This window comes from Clostridium muellerianum (assembly GCF_012926525.1).
Classification (GTDB): Bacteria; Bacillota; Clostridia; order Clostridiales; family Clostridiaceae; genus Clostridium_AM; species Clostridium_AM muellerianum.
In genome coordinates this window covers 1-24,375 of sequence record NZ_JABBNI010000008.1, presented here as the reverse complement: position 1 = coordinate 24,375, position 24,375 = coordinate 1, and the positions used below count along the sequence as shown (strand labels likewise).

The 24,375-nt window shown below is 29.0% G+C and carries 22 protein-coding genes and 1 other annotated feature; of the genes, 3 read left to right on the top strand and 19 right to left on the bottom strand.

Annotation, left to right across the window (positions count from 1 at the left end):
- Window positions 1-4: 4 nt before the first annotated feature.
- The 14 genes from HBE96_RS03725 to HBE96_RS03660 form a co-directional block, all read right to left on the bottom strand.
- Window positions 5-907, bottom strand: a complete 903-nt coding sequence (locus HBE96_RS03725) for a trans-4-hydroxy-L-proline dehydratase activase (RefSeq protein WP_169296421.1) — start codon at window positions 905-907, stop codon at window positions 5-7.
- Between the two features lie 21 nt (window positions 908-928).
- Entirely contained in the window at window positions 929-1,504 is a 576-nt protein-coding gene (locus HBE96_RS03720) for a helix-turn-helix domain-containing protein (protein WP_169296420.1), read from the bottom strand.
- Window positions 1,505-1,814: 310 nt separating this feature from the next.
- The gene (gene carB / locus HBE96_RS03715; RefSeq protein WP_169296419.1) at window positions 1,815-5,021 is read right to left on the bottom strand and encodes a carbamoyl-phosphate synthase large subunit; all 3,207 of its coding nucleotides are present in this window, start codon (window positions 5,019-5,021) and stop codon (window positions 1,815-1,817) included.
- A 46-nt stretch (window positions 5,022-5,067) separates the two neighbouring features.
- Window positions 5,068-6,117, bottom strand: coding sequence for a carbamoyl phosphate synthase small subunit (locus tag HBE96_RS03710; RefSeq protein WP_169296418.1), 1,050 nt, complete (start codon window positions 6,115-6,117; stop codon window positions 5,068-5,070).
- 325 nt (window positions 6,118-6,442) lie between these two features.
- Window positions 6,443-7,360, bottom strand: coding sequence for a permease prefix domain 1-containing protein (locus HBE96_RS03705; protein WP_169296417.1), 918 nt, complete (start codon window positions 7,358-7,360; stop codon window positions 6,443-6,445).
- Window positions 7,347-7,697 carry a PadR family transcriptional regulator gene (locus HBE96_RS03700; protein ID WP_169296416.1) on the bottom strand — a complete coding sequence of 117 codons (351 nt, stop codon included), beginning with the start codon at window positions 7,695-7,697 and terminating at the stop codon, window positions 7,347-7,349. Before HBE96_RS03700 ends, HBE96_RS03705 begins: the two co-directional genes overlap by 14 nt.
- A 730-nt stretch (window positions 7,698-8,427) precedes the next feature.
- Complete coding sequence (locus tag HBE96_RS03695) at window positions 8,428-9,024, bottom strand: class I SAM-dependent DNA methyltransferase (RefSeq protein WP_169296415.1); 597 nt, start codon at window positions 9,022-9,024, stop codon at window positions 8,428-8,430.
- 196 nt (window positions 9,025-9,220) lie between these two features.
- A complete protein-coding gene (locus HBE96_RS03690; RefSeq protein WP_169296414.1) occupies window positions 9,221-10,087 on the bottom strand; it encodes a hypothetical protein in 867 nt (288 codons plus the stop codon).
- The gene (locus tag HBE96_RS03685) at window positions 10,068-10,631 is read right to left on the bottom strand and encodes an RNA polymerase sigma factor (RefSeq protein ID WP_169296413.1); all 564 of its coding nucleotides are present in this window, start codon (window positions 10,629-10,631) and stop codon (window positions 10,068-10,070) included. The genes HBE96_RS03690 and HBE96_RS03685 overlap by 20 nt, the downstream gene beginning before the upstream one ends.
- A 170-nt stretch (window positions 10,632-10,801) precedes the next feature.
- Complete coding sequence (locus HBE96_RS03680) at window positions 10,802-11,788, bottom strand: hypothetical protein (RefSeq protein ID WP_169296412.1); 987 nt, start codon at window positions 11,786-11,788, stop codon at window positions 10,802-10,804.
- A gap of 116 nt (window positions 11,789-11,904) precedes the next feature.
- Complete coding sequence (locus HBE96_RS03675) at window positions 11,905-12,771, bottom strand: ATP-binding cassette domain-containing protein (RefSeq protein ID WP_169296411.1); 867 nt, start codon at window positions 12,769-12,771, stop codon at window positions 11,905-11,907.
- A gap of 18 nt (window positions 12,772-12,789) precedes the next feature.
- Window positions 12,790-14,280: an ABC transporter permease gene (locus HBE96_RS03670; RefSeq protein ID WP_169296410.1), complete on the bottom strand. Its 1,491-nt coding sequence runs from the start codon at window positions 14,278-14,280 to the stop codon at window positions 12,790-12,792.
- 11 nt (window positions 14,281-14,291) lie between these two features.
- Window positions 14,292-15,023: a hypothetical protein gene (locus tag HBE96_RS03665; protein ID WP_169296409.1), complete on the bottom strand. Its 732-nt coding sequence runs from the start codon at window positions 15,021-15,023 to the stop codon at window positions 14,292-14,294.
- The gene (locus HBE96_RS03660) at window positions 15,016-15,918 is read right to left on the bottom strand and encodes an ABC transporter ATP-binding protein (RefSeq protein WP_169296408.1); all 903 of its coding nucleotides are present in this window, start codon (window positions 15,916-15,918) and stop codon (window positions 15,016-15,018) included. Before HBE96_RS03660 ends, HBE96_RS03665 begins: the two co-directional genes overlap by 8 nt.
- 174 nt (window positions 15,919-16,092) lie before the next feature.
- Between HBE96_RS03660 and HBE96_RS03655 the strand changes: the two genes are divergently transcribed.
- Entirely contained in the window at window positions 16,093-16,626 is a 534-nt protein-coding gene (locus tag HBE96_RS03655; protein WP_342590148.1) for an RNA polymerase sigma factor, read from the top strand.
- Between the two features lie 13 nt (window positions 16,627-16,639).
- Entirely contained in the window at window positions 16,640-18,028 is a 1,389-nt protein-coding gene (locus HBE96_RS03650) for a DUF4179 domain-containing protein (RefSeq protein WP_169296407.1), read from the top strand.
- 310 nt (window positions 18,029-18,338) lie between these two features.
- On the opposite strand, the gene asnA is transcribed toward HBE96_RS03650, so the two are convergent.
- From asnA to HBE96_RS03625, 5 genes are all read right to left on the bottom strand, one after another.
- Window positions 18,339-19,361 carry an aspartate--ammonia ligase gene (asnA, locus tag HBE96_RS03645; RefSeq protein WP_169296406.1) on the bottom strand — a complete coding sequence of 341 codons (1,023 nt, stop codon included), beginning with the start codon at window positions 19,359-19,361 and terminating at the stop codon, window positions 18,339-18,341.
- A 73-nt stretch (window positions 19,362-19,434) separates the two neighbouring features.
- Window positions 19,435-19,681 (bottom strand) — a binding site (T-box leader).
- 226 nt (window positions 19,682-19,907) lie between these two features.
- On the bottom strand, window positions 19,908-20,477 hold the full coding sequence (locus HBE96_RS03640) for an ANTAR domain-containing response regulator (protein ID WP_169296405.1): 570 nt from the start codon (window positions 20,475-20,477) through the stop codon (window positions 19,908-19,910).
- Between the two features lie 42 nt (window positions 20,478-20,519).
- Window positions 20,520-21,854, bottom strand: coding sequence for a type I glutamate--ammonia ligase (gene glnA, locus HBE96_RS03635; protein ID WP_169296404.1), 1,335 nt, complete (start codon window positions 21,852-21,854; stop codon window positions 20,520-20,522).
- Window positions 21,851-22,234: a P-II family nitrogen regulator gene (locus tag HBE96_RS03630; protein WP_169296403.1), complete on the bottom strand. Its 384-nt coding sequence runs from the start codon at window positions 22,232-22,234 to the stop codon at window positions 21,851-21,853. The genes glnA and HBE96_RS03630 overlap by 4 nt, the downstream gene beginning before the upstream one ends.
- A gap of 69 nt (window positions 22,235-22,303) precedes the next feature.
- Entirely contained in the window at window positions 22,304-23,545 is a 1,242-nt protein-coding gene (locus HBE96_RS03625) for an ammonium transporter (RefSeq protein ID WP_169296402.1), read from the bottom strand.
- A gap of 368 nt (window positions 23,546-23,913) precedes the next feature.
- On the opposite strand from HBE96_RS03625, the gene HBE96_RS03620 reads away from it, so the two are divergent.
- Window positions 23,914-24,228 (top strand): DUF5661 family protein, encoded by a 315-nt coding sequence (locus HBE96_RS03620; protein WP_169296401.1) that lies wholly within the window; start codon window positions 23,914-23,916, stop codon window positions 24,226-24,228.
- The last annotated feature ends 147 nt before the right edge of the window (window positions 24,229-24,375 follow it).

Genomic DNA, 24,375 nt, shown 5'->3' with positions numbered 1-24,375 from the left:
CTAATTACCCCCCAATCTTAATCTTCATTCCAAATCTTTTAAACCTATCTGCTATTTCTTCTATACTTTTCTCTGATGGTTTTTCCATTCCAGTTAATTTATAGGTCATTTTTAGTCTTCTATACTTATCCATGCCCATTTTATGGTATGGCAATAAATTAATCTGTTCTGCATTTATATGGGATAAAAATTCAATAGCTGAATTTATATTATCATCATCATCATTAACTCCTGCAATAATAGGCATTCTAACAAATATTCTACACCCATTATCTGAAAGCTTTTTTAAGTTTTCAAGAATATTAGTATTTTCTGAGCCAATATATTTAATATGTTTTTCATTGTCCATAAGTTTTATATCATATAAAAATAAATCTACTTTATCTAATATCTGCTCCAAGTTCTCCCAAGGCACACAGCCACTGGTATCAATTGTAGTATGAATTCCTTTTTCCTTACATTTTTTTAAAATCTCATTTAAAAACTCTATATGGATTAGTGGTTCTCCTCCTGAAAATGTAGCACCTCCACCAGATTCATCATAAAATACTTCATCTTTCATTATTTCCTTCATGAGTTCTGATACTGTAACATCTCGGCCTACATACTCTTTTGCAGTATTTGGACAAAAATCAGTACACTTTCCACAAAGTATACACTTTTCTTCATCAACAACAGAATGACCTTCCTTAATGGAAATAGCATTTTGCGGACACCTTTTTGCACAAATACCACATCCTGTACATCTTTCTTCGAAGAACATTATTTCATGCCGGGGATTTTGAGTTTCAGGATTATGACACCACCAGCATTTAAGTGGACAGCCCTTAAAAAAAACTGTAGTTCTAATACCCGGTCCATCATGTATAGAATATTTTTGGATATTTATTATAGTACTTGAATTCACATCCATTCCCCCTTTAATGTACTACATTTCTTCAGTTTCCTTCTTAAACATATTCGGAGTATGTACTGTAAGTAGCTTAACTATTTTACTTGTATAATTTGCCCAATTATGAACAAGGTTTGAATCATAATGAGCACTATCTCCAGGAAACAATTCTTGCTGCTCATTATTGATAAACAATGTGAGGATTCCTTCTAAAACATAAACAAATTCTTCACCTTCGTGCTGATAAGAAGTTAAACTTTCTTTACTGCTGGTTGGAAGTATTTCTATTAACCTTGGTAAAAGATTTTTATTTTCTATATCATTAGTTAAATGATAATGTATGAATTGATTATTTTCCACTTGAAATACTTCTTTTTCATAACTTCTAAGTATAATTTTTTTATTATGGTTTGCTTCATTTATGAAATACGATAAATTAACATCTAAAGCCTTTGCAATATTGTTTAAAGAATCTATAGCTACTGCTGTCAGCCCTCTTTCTAATTGTGATAAAAATCCAATAGATAAATTGGTTTTTACACTTAATTCCTTCAAGGTCAAATTTTTGTTAGTTCTAAGTTCTTTTATTTTTTTACCTACATCTTCTATCATAATATTGCCTCATTTCCTCTTAACCATAAAAAATAAAATATCATTTTATTTTCTTATTCATCGTAATTTTCTTAATATTTACAATAATATTATAATATGCACTTATTAGAAAGTCTACTTTGTTTTTTAATATATTAAAAATATTTTCATATTTGTAAACAAAAATCAATATAAGGTTTATATATTCATTATATATTCAAAAATTTATTTTTAAGTTTCATATATATGAAATTTAAAATTGAAACTTCTACTAATATAAAAAAGTGATGATGGCTATAACCATCATCACTCTTCTTCATTAAACTAAACCTTATTTTGCTAAGTCAAATACTTCTAAATTTTCATATTTTATGCCTTTGATTTTAACATCTACCATTGCTTTAAGAGTATCTAAAGCTGTTACTACTCCTATATTTCTTTCAATAGCAGCTCTTCTTATATGGAAACCATCTCTTTTGGAATCATTTCCTTTAGTTGGAGTATTTACTACCAAATCCACTTCTCCATTTTTTATGGCATCTATTATATTAGGATGTTCTTCTGAAAGCTTTCTAACTTCTTTAACCTTTAAACCTGCATCTTTTAAAAACTTTGCTGTATTTTTAGTTGCCACAAACCTAACTCCTAATTTGTGCATTTCTTTTGCTATTGATAAGAATTCCTTCTTATCATGATCATTTATAGTAGCAAGTACAGTGATCTTCTCTTTTTTAGCAAGCATATTAGCCGCTTCAAAACCTTTATATAGAGCCTCTTCTATTGTCTTTCCAACTCCTAAAACTTCTCCTGTAGATCTCATTTCAGGTCCTAAACAAACTTCAACATTAGGAAGCTTTTGTGTTGAGAATACTGGAACTTTTACAGATACAAGTTCTGGTTCTTTATATACATTTACGCCATAACCCAAATCTTTTAGTTTATGTCCAAGCATTACTTTAGTAGCCAAATCTACTATAGGTACATTACTAACCTTACTTATATATGGTACAGTTCTTGATGCTCTTGGATTAACCTCTATTACATAAAGATTTCCTTCAAACTCTATAAATTGTATATTTATCATACCCTTTATACCTATTCCTAGAGCAAGTTTTTTAGTATACTGAAGTATTTTTCCCTTTATATCAGAACTTATATTCTGACTTGGATAAATAGTTATACTATCTCCTGAGTGTACCCCTGCTCTTTCTAAATGTTCCATAATACCTGGTATTAAAACATCTTCTCCATCTGATATAGCGTCTACTTCTATTTCTCTTCCCATTAAATACTTGTCAATAAGTATTGGGTTTTTCTTATCCTTTTCAAAAGCATTTGATAAATAGTATATAAGCTCTTTTTCATCATGAGTTATCTCCATACCCTGTCCTCCAATTACATATGAAGGTCTTACAAGTACTGGAAATCCTAGTTTTTTAGCTTCTTCCAATCCTTCTTCTATGCTCCAGATTCCTTTTCCTTTAGGTCTTGATATTTCTAATTTTTCAAGCAACTCATCAAACTTTTCTCTATCTTCTGCCATATCTATTTGATCTGCAGTAGTTCCAAGTGTTGGTATATTTTTTTCTTTTAAGAACTCTGCAAGCTTAATAGCTGTTTGTCCTCCAAACTGAAGAATTACTCCACTAGGATTTTCTTTCTCTATTATATTTAATACATCTTCCTCTGTAAGTGGTTCAAAGTACAATTTATCAGATATATTGAAATCCGTACTAACAGTTTCTGGGTTATTATTTACTATTATTGTTTCTATTCCTAACTTTTTAAGAGCCATTACACAATGCACTGAAGCATAATCAAATTCTATACCTTGCCCTATTCTTATTGGTCCTGATCCAATAACCATTACCTTCTTTTCATATGACACCTTCACTTCATCATAAGTATCATAAGTTGAATAATAATATGGTGAAAGAGCTTCGAATTCTCCTCCACAAGTATCTACCATTTTATAAACTGGTTTTATACCCCATATATGTCTGAGTTTATATATATCTTCAGGGCTTACTTTGAGCATATCTGCTATACCTTTGTCTGAAAAGCCCTTCTTCTTTAATTTATAAAACCATTCTTTATCTAAGTCATCTATTCTGCTAAGCTTCAATCTTTGTTCTTCTTCAACAATCCATTTAAACTTTTCAATAAAGAATTTATCTATACCTGTTATTTGAACAATCTTATCTATTCTATATTCACGTCTAAGCATTTCTGCTAAGGCAAATATTCTTTCATCATCAGGCGACACAACTCTTTCCTTTAATTCTGCCATACTTAATTCTTTAAATTTCTTATGATCTAATGAATACTTTCCTATTTCTAGAGATCTTATTCCTTTTAAAAATGCTGCTTCAAAGTTACTTCCTATAGCCATAATTTCTCCAGTAGCCATCATTTTTGTTCCAAGTACCCTATCTGCTCCCTGGAATTTATCAAAAGGCCACTTTGGAATTTTAACTACTACATAATCTAGTGATGGTTCAAAGCAAGCATAGGTCATTTGGGTAACTGCATTTAATATTTCATCTAAGCCATATCCTAAAGCTATCTTTGCTGCTACTTTTGCTATTGGATAACCAGTTGCTTTAGAAGCTAATGCTGAAGAACGACTTACTCTCGGATTTATTTCTATAACTGCATATTCAAAAGAATTGGGATTTAGTGCAAGCTGTACATTACAGCCGCCTTCTATACCTACAGCATTTATTATATCTATAGATGCAGATCGAAGCATTTGATATTCTTTATCTGATAAAGTTTGGCTTGGCGCTACCACTATACTATCTCCTGTATGAATACCTACTGGGTCTATATTTTCCATATTACATACTGTAATGCAGTTTCCAAAGCTATCTCTCATTACTTCATACTCTATTTCTTTCCATCCCTTAACACTTTTTTCAAGAAGTACTTGACCTATAGTGCTCAATTGAAGTCCAGATTCCAATATTTCTTCTAATTCTTCTTGATTTTCTGCTATTCCGCCACCAGTACCACCTAAAGTATAAGCTGGTCTAACTATAACTGGATATCCTATTTTATTTGCAAAGGCCTTACCACTCTCCATGTCAGTTATTATTTCACTTTCAATAACTGGCTGACCTATTCTATTCATCATATTTCTAAAGAGTTCTCTATCTTCACCCTCTTTTATTGATTCTATAGATGTTCCAATTACCTTTACATTATACTTATCAAGTATTCCTTTATCATAAAGTTCCACTGCTAGGTTTAGTCCTGTCTGTCCGCCCATACCTGCAAGTAAACTATCTGGTCTTTCTTTTTCTAACACCTTCTCAACAAACTCTACTGTTAATGGTTCTAGATAAACTTTATCCGCTGTCTCTTTATCCGTCATTATGGTTGCTGGATTACTATTTATTAATACAACTTCTACTCCCTCTTCCTTCAATGCTTCACAAGCTTGAGTTCCAGAATAGTCAAATTCTGCTGCTTGTCCTATAACTATTGGACCTGAACCTATAACTAAAACTTTTTTTATATCTCTATTTAATGGCATATCTGCTACCTCCCAAAATTACGTATTTAAATACTACCTATACTTTTTATTCTGCGTACTTCATAAATCTATCAAATATATAATCGCTGTCCTTAGGTCCTGGACATGCTTCTGGATGGAATTGTACTGAGAATATAGGTAAATTTTTGTGTTTCATTCCTTCTATAGTCCCATCATTAACACTTACATGAGTTACTTCCATATCCTTTGGAAGCAGGTCCACATAATAACCATGATTTTGAGAAGTTATATGAACTTTATTTTCTTCTAAATCTTTAACTGGATGATTGCAGCCTCTGTGTCCAAATTTAAGTTTAGCTGTTTTTCCTCCAAGGCTTAAAGCTAAAAGTTGATGTCCTAAACATATTCCTACAATAGGCTTTTTACCTACCATCTTCTTTATGTTTTCTATTACATCTTTCAAATCCTGTGGATCTCCAGGCCCATTAGATAGGAAAATTAAATCAGGATTTAATTCTAAAACTTCTTCTGCTTTTGTACTTGCTGGTAAAACAGTTACTTTGCAGCCTCTTTTTAAAAATGATCTTATTATATTTTGTTTTATTCCAAAATCCATAATAGCAATGTGTTTGCCACTACCTTCTAATACGTACTTCTCCTTAACAGTTACGCTTTGAACAGCTCCTCTATTTGAAAAAGCTTTTATTTTACTTTTAACTTCACTATAAGTAACATCTTCTAATGTAATTATGCCTTTCATAGTACCATTATCTCTTAAAATTTTAGTTAAAGCTCTCGTATCTATTCCTTCTAAGCCTATAACATTATTTTGTTTTAGGTAATCTTCTAATTCCAATTCAGATCTAAAATCACTTGATGCGTTACACTTTTCTCTAACTATGAATCCCTTAACCTTTGGTGTTTTTGATTCCATATCATCTAAGTTTATTCCATAGTTACCTATAAGGGGATATGTCATTGTTACAATTTGACCATAGTAAGAAGGATCTGTAAGAACTTCTTGATATCCTGTCATTCCAGTATTAAATACAACCTCGCCAATACCATCCTTTAAGTAGCCAAATGCATTGCCATAAAATGTTGTTCCATTTTCTAATATAAGTCTTGCTTTCATATAATAGCCCTCCCTTAATTTTTCTCTAGTAAAAATACACTTTCAATAAAACACACTTTGATGAAGGCCTTATAATACCCTTTAAACGAAAAGGGTAATAAAAAGATTACCTATTTAAAAAACAATCTTCCTATTACCCTTAAAAACAATATTCAAATTTATACATTTTATTTTTATATAACAAAAACACATCATCATACCTCTTTCTGGCCTCTCTGGACCAATTTAAAGTGTATTTTCTTTACTTTGATTTTTCCTTATTCATAATTTTAATTTATAATTTAAGATATGTCAAGCATAAATATACATAATTTTGATTATATATTTACTCAGGATTTTTCTTTCTATTAAAACATATCTTAAATATTATAAATGCTAATAAGCAAGCTGTCCATATACAAATTGTAGCCAATTTTACGTTTCCAGGAAAATCAACCGATGCTATTATAAATCCTGAAAGTCCAAAATCTAAAATAGCTATACCACAAACAATTTTGCTAACTTCTCCTATATAACTATAAAAAGCCATACATAAAATAAAGCCCGAAAATAAGAATAGTATATATGCAATTTCTTTAAATGCTACATTAACTGGATTTTGTTTTGTCTCTATAAGTTTATATAAGCTTTTTAAATCTTTTTCCTTTTGTAAATCTGTTTCCTTATAATAAATTCCAATGTTTCCTTTAATTATTTTACCTTCATAGGCATTTTCAATCATATTTTTAGATATGTCCTTTTTATACTCATATTCTGTACTCTTAAGCTTTTCTATTCTTACATAATACAATCCATCATTATTTTTATTATTAAATTTATTTAAAACTTTATCAATTTCATCTTTTTTAAAATTATCATTATCACTTATCTGTTTTAGCACTTCATTTATTGTATATTCTGACGTGCTATTTACATATACTGAATTATTACTTCTATAGAATACCCCCACAATCATAAATAAACATGCAGTTATACACGTAGCAAGAGCACCTTTTAAAATAATCTTTGTAAACTCATTTTCCTTTTTCCAAATAGTATTCATTTCTTTTACTACATTGTTCTCTTTTCCAAAAGCCTTTATTGACTTTTCTATGCTTTCTTCCTCACTAAATCCCTGCTTTTTTAATTCTTCTATTTCTTCATATAAATGAGATTTCATCTCCTCTTTTATAGTTTCTATTTCCTCATCTGATTCATCAAAGTTATGGCAAATTTCATCAACATACATATCAATCTTTTTCATCACGATACACCTCCATAAAGGTACTTAATAATTCTTTTAACAAGTCCCACTCACTTACTTTTTCTTTAAAAAATTCTCTGCCATCCTTTGTAATTCTGTAATATCTTCTTCTTCCTCCCCCCGTACCTTTATCATCATTCCAATATCCTTCTAAATAATTTCTCTTTTCAAGTCTTTTTAAAGATACATATAATGTTGCTTCTTTCATTTCAAATCTATCATTTGTTTTTTCCTTTATGGCTTTTGAAATTTCATATCCATACATAGGTTTTTTCTGAAGAACTGATACTATAATTATGTCAATATAACCTTTTAATAGTTCCTTTTGAAACTCCAACACTTTACCCCCTTTATAACTTACTTTATTTAATCAAGTACTTTATATTATTAAGTTATTTATATTGTATCACTATGTACTTTATATTATCAAGTAGTTTATGTAAAATATTTCTATAAAGTTATCAAATAAAGTATTCACACATTTAAATATAACTTAAAGCACATCTTGTAAAAGCAGTAAATAGTATCTATTAGTTAAAATAAAAAATAATCTGTTTTAAATTTAGTATAATAAAATAGCAGCATTCGCCCTAATTTTTAAGATCTAAATTATAAAATTATCAATAATTACATGTACAACTGAAGTTACTAGTTTTGATTTTAACTTTTACGTAGGGATATAGGATAAGCGTTTATTCACATTAGCTAAATTGTTTTCTTATTAGTCTTAGCGAAACGTTAAGGAAAACCTTAGAACTTTAGCCTTGTTTGAGGGAACCGAGTTTGGCAAAGTTCTTAGGTTTTCATAAACTTTGAGCTTTAGACTAATTGAAAACATTTAGCAGTGAATAAACGCTTATCCTATATCACGTAGTAAACGTTAAAATCAAAACTTTCACTGCACTTTGTATCTCATTATTCTTAAACTACTGAAGCTGAGAATATACAAAAAAATACTGTGCACTAGTAAAATTAGTACACAGTATTTTTTGTCCATTGCCATTAACCTCATAATATAACAACTTATTGATTTATAATAAATTGTATGTTACAAATTATACTTTAAATCAAACTTCTCTTGATTTTTTCCCAATACATATGTAGTATTCTTTATTATCTTCAGTATACATTGTATCAAATCCAAACTTTTTCATCACATTAGAAGTTTCATTTACTTCCACAAGATCATTAGAATGAATATGCTCTTCTATGTCATTATGTCTACTGTTTATTTTTTGCCTACTTTCAATATGAGCAATAACTACTTTTCCATATTTCTTAAGAAGAAAATTGGCTTTTTTAAAAAAAGCCTCTCTATCATTAAAGTGAGGATAGCATGAATAAGCTATTATACAATCATATTTTTCCGAAGGATTATAAAGATTAAAGTCTCCCACATGAAAACTCAAATTTTTATAATCATTCTTTTTCTTGGATACTTCTATCATTTTTTCGGACAAATCTAAAGCTACCAGTTTTCCACCTTCACCAATTTCTTTTTCGATATAAGGTATAATTATGCCTGTACCACTTCCTATATCAAGAACATAGTTTCCTTTTTCTAACTTAATTTTGTCAAAAACATGATTAACTTTTTCTTCTGGATGACAACACATGCTGTCCCACTTTTCTGCTATGTTGTTAAAAAACTCTCTGTTATCCATAATATCCTCTCCTCCTTAAGTGATTTTATCCGATCGCTACCATTGCTAATCCCCCCACCTTCTTCAAATGGGGGAATAAGCACTGCTACGCGCCTGGATAAGTTCTTCTAAGACTCAGATGGGTTAAATGTCTAAATGGCATTTTACAAGCTTGCTCATGTAAGAGGTATTCCTCACAGGCAAACTCTATCTGAGTCTAAGAATCACTTGATCCATAGATTTTTTTCATACTTTTCAATATATTATAAAGCATAATACCTGAAATTAAAATCAAGATTAAATTTACAATAACATAATTTAAATTATTATACATTTGAATTATTTTTTCAAAATCTCCATTATTATAATTAATTTTCGAAAAAACTTTAATGGATATAGCATATATAAACCAAGCACTTATATTTGCTATAATACTATGAATTAATCCCTTTTTATAAAAAAAGTAAAGTGCAATACAATAGGATATTAAAAGTGGAGAAAGCCAGGTTAAAATTAAAAAAGTCCACATGCTAACATGCCACATTGTATAATTAATAACTGCCATAACAGTTACAAAAGCTATGTTATATACAAGTATTATAACAGTTCTTGCTAATGTAATTTCATATAATGAATATTTACAAGCCATTTCCATTTCAAACACATTATAATAACTACCCCTATACAAATAGTATGTAGATAACACTGAAGCTGTAGGTGCTATAAGCATAAATGTAAATCCTTGAGGATATCTTAAAATAAAATATCCTAATACCAAAATAATAAATGAAGCTAGCCAAAATCTTGCATCAAGAAGTGAACTTTGATGTCTTATATTAAACAGCAATTTTTTTATGCTGATACATGCATTTTCCTTACTATGTGTTTCTACTTGAACATTTTCTTCTTCATACTTAAGCTCTACTGCCTCCATTATATTATTAAACAAGTTTTTTGGTGGTTCTATTTCAGGCTGTGTACTAAAAAAAGCTTCAATATCCTCAATATCCTGTAAACTTATTTCTTCATCTGCATTTTCATGCTCTATATCTTTTAAAATATCCTTATTGAGATTTTGCTTCATCTAAACCACCTCCTACTTTATTCAGTCTGCTCTTTATCAACTTTATACCTTGATATAATCTACTTTTTACTGTATTTATGTTATTATCCGTAATAATGGCAATATCCTCAATGGATAACTGCTCACAAAATCTAAGCCTAACTACTTCCTTTTGTGCATCACTAAGCCCTTCAAGCATATCATCTATATTGTTATTAAAAAGTTTATACTCAATAACATTAGTTTTTTCTTTTATATTCTCATCTAAAGCCATAACTTTATTTCTATTCTTATAAGTTTTTCCTCTAGTGTAATCAATAATAGAGTTATATGCAATTTTATATAGCCAAGGCTTAAATAAATATTCTCTTGAATAATTTTTTCTTTTTTCATAAATCTTGCAAAACACTTCCTGACATAAATCTTGTGCCATATGATAGTCACTTATTTTGTTGTATATATATCTAAAAATAATTTTATAATAACGACCTACAATACATTCCATATTTTGCTTTTTTCCAGCTTTAACTCCCTCAAATAACTCCTCATCACTTATAGAATCCATAATTTATTTTTAGTGATTGAATACCCAAATACAACCCCCTCACTAAAACTCACTTCCTTTCTTATGTATATTAAATTTCATCTAATTTAAACTCCATATGTGTACTTTTTACTTTTAATCCAATGGCATCATAAAATTTATGAGCTTGTTAATTTTATATCATATATAAATCAATTGCCTCCCGATTCTATACTTTTATAAATGTGAACTCCTAATAAATATAAAATAACATTTTGAACTAAAAAAGTTGCTAATCCAATTTTTATATCATAGGTAGGTTCTCCTCTTATATATCCTTCACTTACATAATAAAATGAAATGAAAAAGTATTTTGAAATTCCTATGCCATTTTCTATAGTAAAATAAAAATCAGCAGCATTAATTACCATTAGTGCTCCTATTATATAAGAAGTTACAGCATCTCTAGCAACTGTTGAAATAAAAATAAACATTACTGCTGCTGATGCACAAATTATAAATGCAAAAGCAATCTTTAATAACAATAATTCCTTTATACTTCTCTCTACAACTGCAGTTCCATACTCTAATATAGATCTCATAGAGCCAGATAAATCGGAAAATCCCATTAGGCACCCACTGAAAATAAAAGAAAATAATAAATTAGAAAGAAATATCAAGCCCATAGCTGTTAATATAGCCATATACTTTGAATGATATAAAGTTTGTCTACTTGTATATGAAGAAAACTGCATTTCTATAATATTTTTTCTTCTTTCAATACATACAATATCACAGCAAAATAAAAATATTATAGGAAGCCAGTAATAATAATCGAAAATACACTTATATAATCCACAGGAAAAGTCTTTTTTAAGTGATGGAATTTTATGATTTTCATAAAACTGTAAATAAAACTTATCTATATACTTCTCCGTTTTCAATTCATTAGGCGTAGCATTATCATAAAACGCTGAATGAACTCCATTATTTAATTCCTCTAAATTTTTTTTATAATCATCAATTTTAGTACTATATGCCTTCTTATTAACCTCATATATAGAGTTGTAATTTGGAAATTTTTTATACTCACTTAAAATATTATAAGTAGACAACATAAGTATTCCTACCAAAGCTATTTTAAATCTGTAAGATGTTATTATTTTATAGAGTTCAGCTTTATATACACTTAAAAACATTGTATTTCTCCTAATTTAAACTATTTATCTGATGGCAACCATCCCTTTAGGTTATATCTAACGGCTGGTATGCCACTGGATAAGTTCTTCTAAGAATGCCTTAATTTCATAATTATCTAAAAAAGTTTCACTTTATAATAATAAGTATAAACGTCCTCTAAGTTAGGCTCCACTATTGTTGACTTTTCTTCTGGTTTCTCACCTAATATTCTAACTGCTATACCATCTTTTTTGTTCATGCTGTGACTTACGATATATTTCTTTTTCAATTCTGGTACCATTTCCAAACTTGTCAATACTTCATAAACTTTACCTTCTAATTCTGATAAAGCTTCTTCAGGTGATATATGTGAAATAATTTCTCCTTCTCTCATAAATACTATATCTGTAGCTGCTGCTTCTAAATCTGATACAATGTGAGTTGATAAAATAACCAATCTGCTTTTGCTTATTGTAATTAAAAAATCTCTAAATTTTATTCTCTCATCTGGATCTAGAGAAGCTGTAGGCTCATCCAATATTAATATTTTAGGATCATTTAAAAGCGCTTGTGCAATTCCTATTCTCTTTTTCATACCTCCTGAAAATGTCTTTAATTTCTTTTTCTTCACATGTGAAAGAGATACAATGTCCAAAATTTCATCTATTCTATAATCCATTTTTTCTTTACTTATTCCCTTTAAAACAGCAAAATACCTCAAAAACTTCTCTGCAGTTTGATTAGGATATACCCCAAAATCCTGAGGTAAATATCCTATTATATCTCTATAACCTTTTCCCATTTCAAATATATCTTTTCCATTAAAAAATATATTTCCACTGTTTGTAGCACTTATAGTAGCTAAAATTCTAAGAAGCGTAGTTTTACCAGCTCCATTAGGTGCTAAAATTCCTGTAATACCATTTTTTAATGTTAAGGATATATTATTTAAAGCAGCCTTTTTACCATAATTCTTATTAAGATTTTTTATTTCAATTTCCACTTTATCACTTCCTGTATATTAAGATTCAACTACTACTCCTTTGTTATTATAATACTTTTCATGATAAATTTTAACTTCATTATAAATTTTAAGAACTTCATTTACAGAATTGCTCTTATAGTACTTCTTTATAATATTTTGTATATCGTTATAGGAAAGACTTTTTTTACTGTTCTGTATATCCTTTAATAACTTTATCATATCTTCATGATTTTCCTTGTCTAGTTTATACAATAAAACCCGGGACATGGTACCCAAACTGTGAATACTGTGTTTTTCTTTTTCACTTTCTTTAACGCTATTAAAATCATCTTCTAATCCTTTTGCATAATCTCCTTTGCTATAATAAATTGGCTGAACAAGCATAATATTTTCCTTTAGCTTATTTTCTATATTATGGTTTATATATGAAAAGTAAATGTAATTTTCCCAGGCATCTTTTAATATTTCATTTTCATTAGTGTTCTTAATGTTTTTAAATACTGGCTCCATTAAAATTCTGCTTACACTTTGATACCAATATTCTCCGTGATAATCAACACTATTAAAAGATTTTAAAGATTTTATAGGCATTACATATGCATTATTCATGTACCCCTTTTTTAAAGAGATTTTATCTTTTACATTAAATGTGTAAAATTCACTAAAGCATATATTTTCATGATACATATTTTCAAGACTTGCTACTTCTGCACTGCATATTCTTAATAATTCTGCCCCACGTTTATTATCTAAATTTTTATAGTGTAAAATAATATTTTCTTCCTTTAACACCTTCCAATTGTTATCATTCCAAAACTCTAATTTTAAGAAAAAATAATTATATGAAAACAAACAAATTAAAGAGATTATTATTACAATTGATGTGCCTTTATATACAAGATTTTTTCTTAAATGTTCACCTTTACTTACAAGGAAAAGATTTAAAATAACAAGTACTAATATTAGCACAATCATAAATAATATATTTGACCAAACTTGAACAGACTTTTCCAGTAAATTTATATTAAGTGCTAATAGAGGATGACTTTCATGCCAGTTAGTATTTAACATCATCTCCAAAGACCATAAGCTTAAAGCTGCACCATAACCAACTAGAGTTTTCCCCGTAATGTTACTAAATAAAAGCGCTATTAAGCTTAAAACTGTAGAATATAATATTAAAGCCATAAGTCCAAAAAAAGACTTTTCAAATTCCATAATCACAGCAGATATATATATAGCAGCAACTACAATTTCACATATAATCCAAGCTGATAAATACTTTTGTATCAATATTTTATATCTTGGAGTTCTTGAGGTAAAAATAAGAAAATCCGTTTTATTCTCAATTTCACTTGAAAAAATATTTCCAGTAAAAAAAATAGTTAAAAGAGCTATTATAGAACTCAAAATATACCATTCTTGAACCATATTGCTTATATTAAATGCCAAAACTATTAACATAAATACTGCTGCAATTCCAAACATAATTTTAGGCTGCTGTTTTAAATAATATTTTAAAATCATAAAATCACCTTCTATCTCACAAATTTTTTGGTAGAAAACTTCAATATGGAAGCTAAAATTAATATAATACCTAATACTGTTATAAAACTTCTATTTATAATAATAAGATTTACCGTATCAGACGAAAGAGCCTTTCCAACGTATAAATTCTCCATATAAATTCCAGATATCATTAAACTAATTTTAGGAGTATTATCACCACCTAAAGATAAAAATGAAAGCATAGGAATGAATATTGTTAAAGGCTTAATATTAAACATAATGTCAATAAAATATGCAAAAGCTGTCATTGCTAAATATGAAGTTACTGAATAAAGCATAAAATATTTAAAAAACGGAATTGGTGAATATAATGCTTGTTTAAAATATAAAGGCATTAACATCCATATTACATTTTCTAAAATACAGAAAAATAAGCAATAGCAGTAGGAACCCAAAAATTTACCTACAGCATATATTTTTCCTGTAATATGCTGCGAAAAAATTATTACTGGCATTTGCGTTATTTCATCCTTATAGTAAATTGACATAACTATAATAGGTATAACCATAACGCCTAAAATAACCAATGCATGATTACATTGATATGCAGCATATGGACTATTCCACACCTCTTTACTTTCAATAGGACTATATACAAAAATAGGTGCTATTACTAATGCAATAATGCAAATAATTGTAATCCAACTTTTTAAAAGACTTTTGAATTCCTGTCTTGTTATTACAAAAATCTGTTTAAGCATAATTCTTTTCTCCTTTTCCATATTTCATAAAATACATATAAGCATCCTCTAGATTAGGCTCCATATCTATTCCATAACCCTCCTCTTGAAAATCCTCACCTACAACTCTTAAAAATTTGCCAGAGGATGTCCTTTTTACAGAAATAACTTCATATTTATCCTTTAATTTTAGTATTTCTTCATCACTTAAAACTTTAAATTCTCTTACTTTTCCTTTAGCCTCTAGAATAAAATCCATTGGAGATCCTAAATATTCTATACTACCTTTATTAAGAAGTCCTATTCTTTCACAAGAACTTGATATATCCTCAACAATATGAGTTGATAAAATAACACATTTTTGTTTACTCAGCTCTACAAGAAGCATTCTGAAGCGAACTCTTTCCTCAGGATCAAGACCTGCAGTTGGTTCATCTACAATTAAAATTTTAGGATCTTTTAATATAGCATTGGCAATACCAAGTCTTCTCTTCATTCCACCTGAAAAACCCCCAACCTTTTTATTTCTTGCCTCCCAAAGATTTACCTTATTTAATACTTCTTCTATCTTTCTATTTCTAGTTTTCTTGCTGCCTATATTATTAATTTGACCCATATAATCTAAAAATTCAAATGCAGTTAAATTAGGATATATTGAAAAATCCTGCGGCAAGTATCCTACTATATCTCTAACCTCCAGCGAATGGGTTCTTGTGTCATAACCATTCACCATGATACTGCCTTTGTCTGGTATAATAAGTGTAATAAGACTTTTCATAAGTGTACTCTTACCTGCTCCATTAGGACCTAAAAGTCCAAACATTCCATCTCCAATTTTTAAATTTACATTATTTAATGCATAAAACTTCTTATTGTATATTTTACACACATTTTCAAACGCAATTATATCTTTCATTTTCTATGACCTCCTAAATTAAATAATTTTTTGTATCTCAATTATTTAATACGAAAAAAGCAAACTAAAAGTTTTTAAAAAAAATTTTTTTTTTGTGAACATTTGGTATGCTTTATTCATCTAATAAGTGTAAAGTTCCTTAGCTAAGGGAAACAGACAAAAGGAGGTAAAGGCGTGGAATTAGTTTCAAAAATGGATTCTAGTAAAGATATAAAAACGTATATAAAGCTAGCTAAAAAAGGTGATAGAGATGCTTTTATACGAATAATAGAAAGTAATAAAGCATCTATGTATAGAATAGCTGTAAGCATTCTGAATAACCCGCAGGATGTAGAAGATGCTTTTCAAAACACTATAATAAAAGCCTATGAAGGCATAATTTATTTGAAGAAAAATGAATATTTTAAAACATGGCTTATAAGAATTTTAATAAATGAATGTAATGCCATATTAAGATCTAACCATAGGGTCATTCCTATAGAAGAAGTTGAAAGTGATGCTAAAGTTTCAACTGAATTTTCTAAGTTAGAACTTACTAGTGCTGTTAACTCTCTTTCTGAGGATTTAAGAGTTGTAACAACCCTTTTTTATTTTGAAGACATTCCTCAAAAGGATATCGCAAAAATTTTAGATATTCCTGAGGGAACCGTTCGTTCCAGACTTTCAAGAGCACGAAATAAACTTTATGAGATATTGAAAGAAAAATAGGAGGTATTTTCAAATGGACAAGAATTCAATCTTTGATGATATATTGAAGGAAAAGGCAGAAAATGAAAAACTTGTATTATCAGAAAGCCTAAATTTAAAAATAAAAGATACTTTAGATAATTTACCTAAAAGAAAAAATAGGACTTTAAAAAAATATACAGTTACAGCAACAATTATGATATTGTGTGGAATAGGTATTGCTACAGCAAATCCTGCTCTTGCACGAAATTTGCCTGTAGAAAGTTCAGTTTTTCAATTTTTAAGTGAAAATAATATTATTAATAAAGATTATGTAACATACAGTTCTGATCTAAATATGAGTAAAACCTCTAAGGATATTACTGTAACAATAAACAACATAGTTTATGATGGTATAAACTTAAACATTGGTTATACTATTCAAAGTAAAAATGAAATTAAAGATATGCCTGTTATAATACATGAAACAAGTATGAAAATTAACGGAAAAGACATAGGTTTTGGCGGAGGAGACACTGGTAAATTCAAAGATAAAAAAACTTATATTGGAGTAGCTAGTATTGATATGGCAAAGGACTATCTTCCAAAAGAGCATCGTAATTTCATAGTAGGTGGAAACGTTACTATACCAGATAATTTTCTAATGGATTTTAATATAAAGAAGCTTTCCAATAATATTACAGGAAATTGGGATTTCAAATTTAAAGTATCCAATGAAAAAATTAAGTCTAATGTAAAATCCATAAAGCCCAATATAGATTTATCTTCTTTAAGACCAGGTTTGAAAGTAAATGAAATTTTAGTAACCCCAATAAATACAGCTTTAAGAACTTCAGAAACAGAAGATAATAATTCAAATGCCGGTTACATTGTTTTTGATGATAAAGGAAGAAATTTATCAACTAAGGGAAGCAGCACAAGCGGTTCAGCAAATACTCATACTTATTATTCACAAACTCTTTTTAGAAATGTATATGAAGATAGCAAAACTTTAACTTTTGTACCTTATGTTATCAATTCAGAGGATTTCTTAAAATTGGAAAGTAATCATAACAATGGAGTATTTCATTTTGCTACTAAAGAAACCCCATTAATTTCAAATGGTACTACTCTATCAGAAGGAAAAATGGGTGAATATAAAGTAACTGGAGTAGAATTTTTAAATGACAAAACATTACTTCACTATGAATGTACTAATCTTCTCTCTGCAATATCTCCTTACGGATTGGATATAATAGATTCTAATGGTAAAGAGTATAATTTAACTAAGGATATTGTAAAAGAAGTAGATCCTTTAAATCATAAATATACAGCAGAATTACCTGTTTTGAATAAAAATGACCAATTTAAATTAAAAGCTGTCGATCTTGAAAAGAAATATACAGTTAAAGAAGATATGAAGTTTACTATTAAAATTAAATAATCAAAATTATGTTTCTATAAATATATTTAATTGGCAAGTAAACCCCAAAATTATTGATGACACTTAATTTTTTCATAAAATTTTTCTTGCAATAGAATATGGTCATATCAATAATTATAAAAATTACTTGCAAATCCAAGTTATACTATTAACTAAAATTCAAAAATTTCATAATATAATAAAAAAATATATTTGCAGCTTATTATACATAAACTGCAAATATATTTTCTATTAAAACAACTAATATTTATCCCATATCTACTTACCGTAATTCTCGCCAATCAAGATTCATTGATTTTCACATTTAATATTATAACAAGAATATACTTTCACTTTCACATTCTTCAATCATTTCCTGTGGCCATATTGCTGCTTGTACTTCTCCTACATGTGCTTTTCTTAAGAAGAACATACAAATTCTTGATTGTCCTATTCCTCCACCAATTGTATATGGAAGTTTTTTATCAAGAAGCATTTTATGATATTGAAGTTCTTTTCTATCTTCACAATTGCTTATTTTTAATTGTTCTTCAAGAGATTTTTCATCAACTCTTATTCCCATAGATGACAATTCAACAGCTCTATCAAGAATAGGGTACCAGAATAATATATCTCCGTTTAATTTCCAATCATCATAGTCTGGTGATCTACCATCATGCTTTTCTCCAGATTTTAGAGTTTTACCTATTTGTGATATAAACACAGCTCCTAATTTCTTTGCTATAGCATCTTCTCTTTGTTTTGGAGTTAAGTCTGGATATGTATCCTCTAATTCTTGTGTAGTTATAAATGTAATTTTCTCTGGAAGTATTTTTTCAACAGTAGGATATAAACTATTTACATAGTTTTCAGTGTCTTTAAACACTTTGTATATAGATTCTACTGTAGCTTTTAAAGTTTTTTCTGTTCTATCCTTTTTATCTATAATTTTTTCCCAATCCCATTGATCAACATACATAGAATGAAGGTTGTCTAATTCTTCGTCTCTTCTTATAGCATTCATATCTGTATAAAGTCCTTCTCCAGCTTCAAAGCCATATCTCTTAAGTGCTATTCTTTTCCACTTTGCAAGTGATTGAACAATTTCTATATTTGAATCATCTATTGCCTTTGCATCAAAGGATACAGGCCTTTCTACTCCATTTAAGTTGTCATTTATTCCTGTAGCACATTTTACAAATATAGGTGCTGAAACTCTAGTAAGATTAAGTTCCTCTGACAATCTATTTTGAAAAAAGTCTTTGACCTTTTTTATTGCCCTCTCAGTTTCTATTATGTTATTTTTTGACTTATATCCCTTTGGTTTTATTAATGAGCTATACATTAGTTCCATAATTTTATTCCTCCTGCATCTAGTTATTTAAATTATTATGATTATACTAAATAAAAAAAGTCCTTCAATCCCACAAAGGGACGAAAGACATATATTTCCGCGGTACCACCCATATTAGCTTAAAAGCTCTCTTAAATAAGTACAGAATAAAATTCGATACTATTCAATTCATAACGGTTTGATTCCGTCTAAGCCTACTCTTAAAAAATTTCGGTTAGAAACTCCGAGATGTTCTTCACTATAAACCTCATATCAAGTTCCCACCATCCTTGACTCTCTAAAAATCCTTATATAGCTACTCTTCTCTTCACAGTATTTAGTATTAATTCTATGAATTTGATTATAATAGTATTTTTTTAATATGTCAATATATTAATTTAATATTTTATAAATAATTTTATTAAACAATGTTAATTTAATGCTTCATTTTAATTGCTTATTGTTACTTTTATTTCAATTTTATTAATAAATTCTTATTAAGCTTTTATATAATTTTCCATATAACTGCATTAAAAAATGCTCCTTAAAAAACCTAAGAAGCATTTTTTATCCATACTTTTTTATAATCTTATCTGCTAGTACGTCCATAGATATACACATATCCATACTTTTTTTTCTTAAATATTTATAAGCTTCATTTTCCGAAACCCTTAGTCTGTCCATGACTATTCCCTTTGCTTTATCTATCTTTTTTCTATTGATTAATTCAGTTTCCAGATGCTGAATTTTTTCTTGAAGACTATTAACTTTACTAATATTATTTATACTAAACTCCACAGTTTGATATAGCTGTTCTGAATTTATGGGCTTAATTATATATGCAAATATATTCATTACCTTTAGCTTTTCATAAAATCCAGAATTGGTATTGTTAGTAATAAATATGACACTGGACACCCTATCTTCTTCTATTATTTTAGCTGTTTCATATGCATTAATCCCCTGTAAATTAATATCCATAATTACCAAATGTGGATATATACTTCTGCTAACTCTTAAAACTTCAGCACTACCAGCTGCTTGATAAACACTATATCCCCTTTTTTTTAGGAGATCGCTAACAATTTTTCTACATGCACTGTCACTATCAGCAACTACTATCTTATAACTATTCATAATATCACTCCGAAACGAACTAATCTATCTGATAGCAATGAGTTAAAATTTTCTTAAATACCTATCAATCTCCCATTGAGATACATGCTTAGAATACTCATTCCATTCATATAACGCTGCCTCAACAAACCTTCTGTAAGCATGATGTCCTAAAGCCCCTTTTACTACTTCATTCTCTGATAAAGCTTTTATTGCCTCATGTAAATTAGTAGGTATTAATTCTATGCCTCTTTCTTTAATTTCATCACTTTCCATTTCATAAACATTACTAGTAACTTGATCTGGAGGATCTATTTTATTTTTTATTCCATCCAAACCTGATTTTAAAGTTGCAGCTAAAGCCAAATATGGATTAGCACAAGGATCAGGGCTTCTAAGTTCAATTCTTGTACTTGCACCTCTTGCTGCTGGTATTCTAATTAATGGACTTCTATTACTTGCAGACCATGCAATTAATATTGGTGCCTCATATCCAGGAACTAATCTTTTATAAGAATTTACTGTAGGATTAGTCAAAGCTGTAAAAGCTCTAGCATGTTTCATTAATCCACCTAAAAAGTAATAGGCAATTTTTGAAAGCTGAAGGTCACCTGTTTCATCATAAAAAGCATTTTTTAAATCTAATGTAGACAATGACATATTAAGATGCATACCTGAACCACTAATACCAAATTTAGGTTTTGGCATAAACGTAGCATGAAGTCCATGTCTCTGAGCAATAATTCTAACCACCATTTTAAAAGTCATAATATTATCTGCTGTTTTAAGTGCATCCTCATACTTAAAATCTATTTCATGCTGTCCTGGTGCCACTTCATGGTGTGATGTTTCAATTTTAAATCCCATTTGCTGAAGTGCCATAGTCATCTCATTTCTTGCATTTCCCCCTAAATCTATAGGTGCAAGATCAAAGTATCCTGCGTCATCATGAGTTTCAAGAGATGGATTTCCCTTTTCATCTGTATGAAATAGGAAAAATTCACACTCCGGCCCAACCTGCATTTTATATCCAATTTCTTCAGCTTCTTTTATTAATTTTTTCAATATATTTCTCGGGCAGCCTTCAAAGGGAGTACCATCAATATTGTATACATCACATATTAATCGTGCTTCCTTATGAATATTTGTCCATGGAAAAACAGTAAAAGTTGATAAATCAGGACTTAGATACATATCTGATTCTTCAATTCTCACAAAACCATCTATTGAAGATCCATCAAACATCATCTTATTATTTAATGCTTTTTCCAATTGGTCCACTGTAATAGACACATTTTTCATAACACCCATTATATCTGTAAACTGTAAATGTATAAATTCTATATCCAGGTCATTAACCTTTCTTAAAAGTTCCTCTTTAGCACCTTGGTTTTTCAAATTTTTTCCCCTGCCTTTTTATCTTCATACTGAAGAGCATCTCTTCCCTCTGCTCCATTACTTATGCGTATAACATTAGCTACATCGTAAATGAATATCTTTCCATCTCCAAAATTACCTGTATGAAGTACTTTTTTTGCAGTTTCAACTACAGTTTCCACTGGAACTTCGCAAACTACAATTTCTATTTTTATTTTCTGTTGTAAATTAATATCTACAGTTCTTCCTCTATAAAATTCCTTGTGACCTTTTTGCATTCCGCATCCCAGTACATTAGAAACTGTCATACCTGCAATACCAATTTTACTTAATTCATCTTTTAAATCTTCAAACTTGCTTGGAGAAGTAATAATATCAACTTTAGTCAACTTTTTATCCATTTATATTCCTCCTCTTTTTTTATTATTATATATCATATATCCAAATATTCAAACTAAAAAATTATAGAATTAAAATTGTGTCCCTGTAGAACCATACGCTTCTTCTTCATGTATTGATACATCCAATCCATTTTTCTCTTCTTCTTCACTTACTCTTATTTTTAAGAACATGTTTATTAACTTTAATATTACAAATGTCATAACTGCCGCATATATAATAGTTACCGCAATAGCTATTAATTGTATTCCAAGAAGCTTTGGGTTACCATATAATAATCCATCTACTCCAGCTGAATTTATAGCCTTTGAAGCAAATATTCCAGTAGCTATTCCTCCCCATATTCCTCCAACACCATGACATCCAAAAGCATCTAATGAATCATCATATTTAAACTTCTGTTTAATAAATGTTACAGAACAGAAACATATACAGCCTCCTATACTACCTATTAATATAGATGCTAGTGGAGTTACAAAACCTGCTCCTGGTGTTATAGCTACAAGTCCTGCTATTGCTCCACTTACAAGTCCAAGTGATGTTATCTTTTTTCTATATAAGTATTCACAAAAACTCCAACATATAGCTGACGCTGCTGCTGAGGTATTAGTAGTTATAAAAGCATTTAGTGCTACATCGTTAATTGATAATGCACTTCCTACATTAAACCCAAACCAACCAAACCAAAGTATACCTGCTCCTAAAATTGTCATTGGTATATGGTGAGGTGTAATACTTTCCAACTTTCTTCTTTTTCCAAGCATTATAGCTGCAACTAATGCAGATATACCTGAACTAATATGCACAACATTTCCACCTGCAAAATCTAAGGCACCTAAGTTTCTTATCCAACCTCCAACTCCCCACATCCAATGTGCAATTGGATCGTAAACTAGTGTTGACCAAACTAAAATAAATATTATAAATGCAGAAAACTTCATTCTTTCAGCAACGGCACCTGATATTAAAGCAGGAGTTATTATTGCAAACATAAGCTGAAACAACATAAATAATTGATGTGGTATAGTGGCTGCATAATCTGCATTAGGTTTAAAACCTACCCCATTTAATCCTAACCATTGAAAATTTCCTATAAATCCGCTAATATCTTTTCCAAAACACAAGGTATAACCTATTAATACCCATTGTATTGATATTACTGCAACTGCCCCATAACTTTGCATTGTTGTGCTAAGTACATTTTTTCTTCTAACCATTCCTCCGTAAAATAAAGCTAATCCTGGAGTCATTAACATAACTAGTGTGGTTGCAAAAATTATAAAACCTGTATCTGCTGCGTTTATATTGTTCATTTTCACGCCCCCTTAATTTTTATTTTTGAAATTAATTAAACCTTGTTAAAGAAATAGATTAAAAATAAAAAGCGCCTGCAAATAAGAGAATTGAAAATCCTCATTATTTCAGACGCCATTGCCTTTTAAAACTATTAACTTTTATATTGTATTTTAAGATTATATTACCTTTATTGATAAATGTCAATATGGTTTTTTATCAAATTTAAAAATAAATAGCTCTTAAAATGATAATTTAATAAAAATATTTAATCTGTGAGTTATTAAATCTCAGCTTAAAGATATTGTAGCATTTTAACTTCATTTGAATAATATGTATTAGCAGTATAAACCTTAAAATATAAAGATGATAAAAGGAGAAGCATATTATGAGTGATAAATTACATTTTAGTAAAAATGTTGCTAGAGAAGTGGGTTCAATTCTAAGGATAGATTGGAGAAGAATAGATTTTGAACAATTTTACATGGGAATAAATGTTGAATTAGAACACGGATCAAGATTTGGCTCTACAACTAATGTAACTAGTGACAGTCCAGTAATATCAGGAAGAATTGCCCTTGCACATTTACTTGAAATACCAGATTATTATACTAGATTAGATGAAATGGAAAAGAAAGCAAAGAAAGATATGCAAAGATGTAGCAAAAAAAATGAAAAGAAACATGAAAGAAAACACAAATAATATAAAGTTTTGACTTAATATAAAAATAATGCGACGCAACTAAGATATTGAAGTGCGGTAGTAGTTTGTATTTTAACTTTTACTACGTGATATATAATAAGTGTTTCATCACTGCTAAATGTTTTTAATTATTCTAAGCTCAAAATT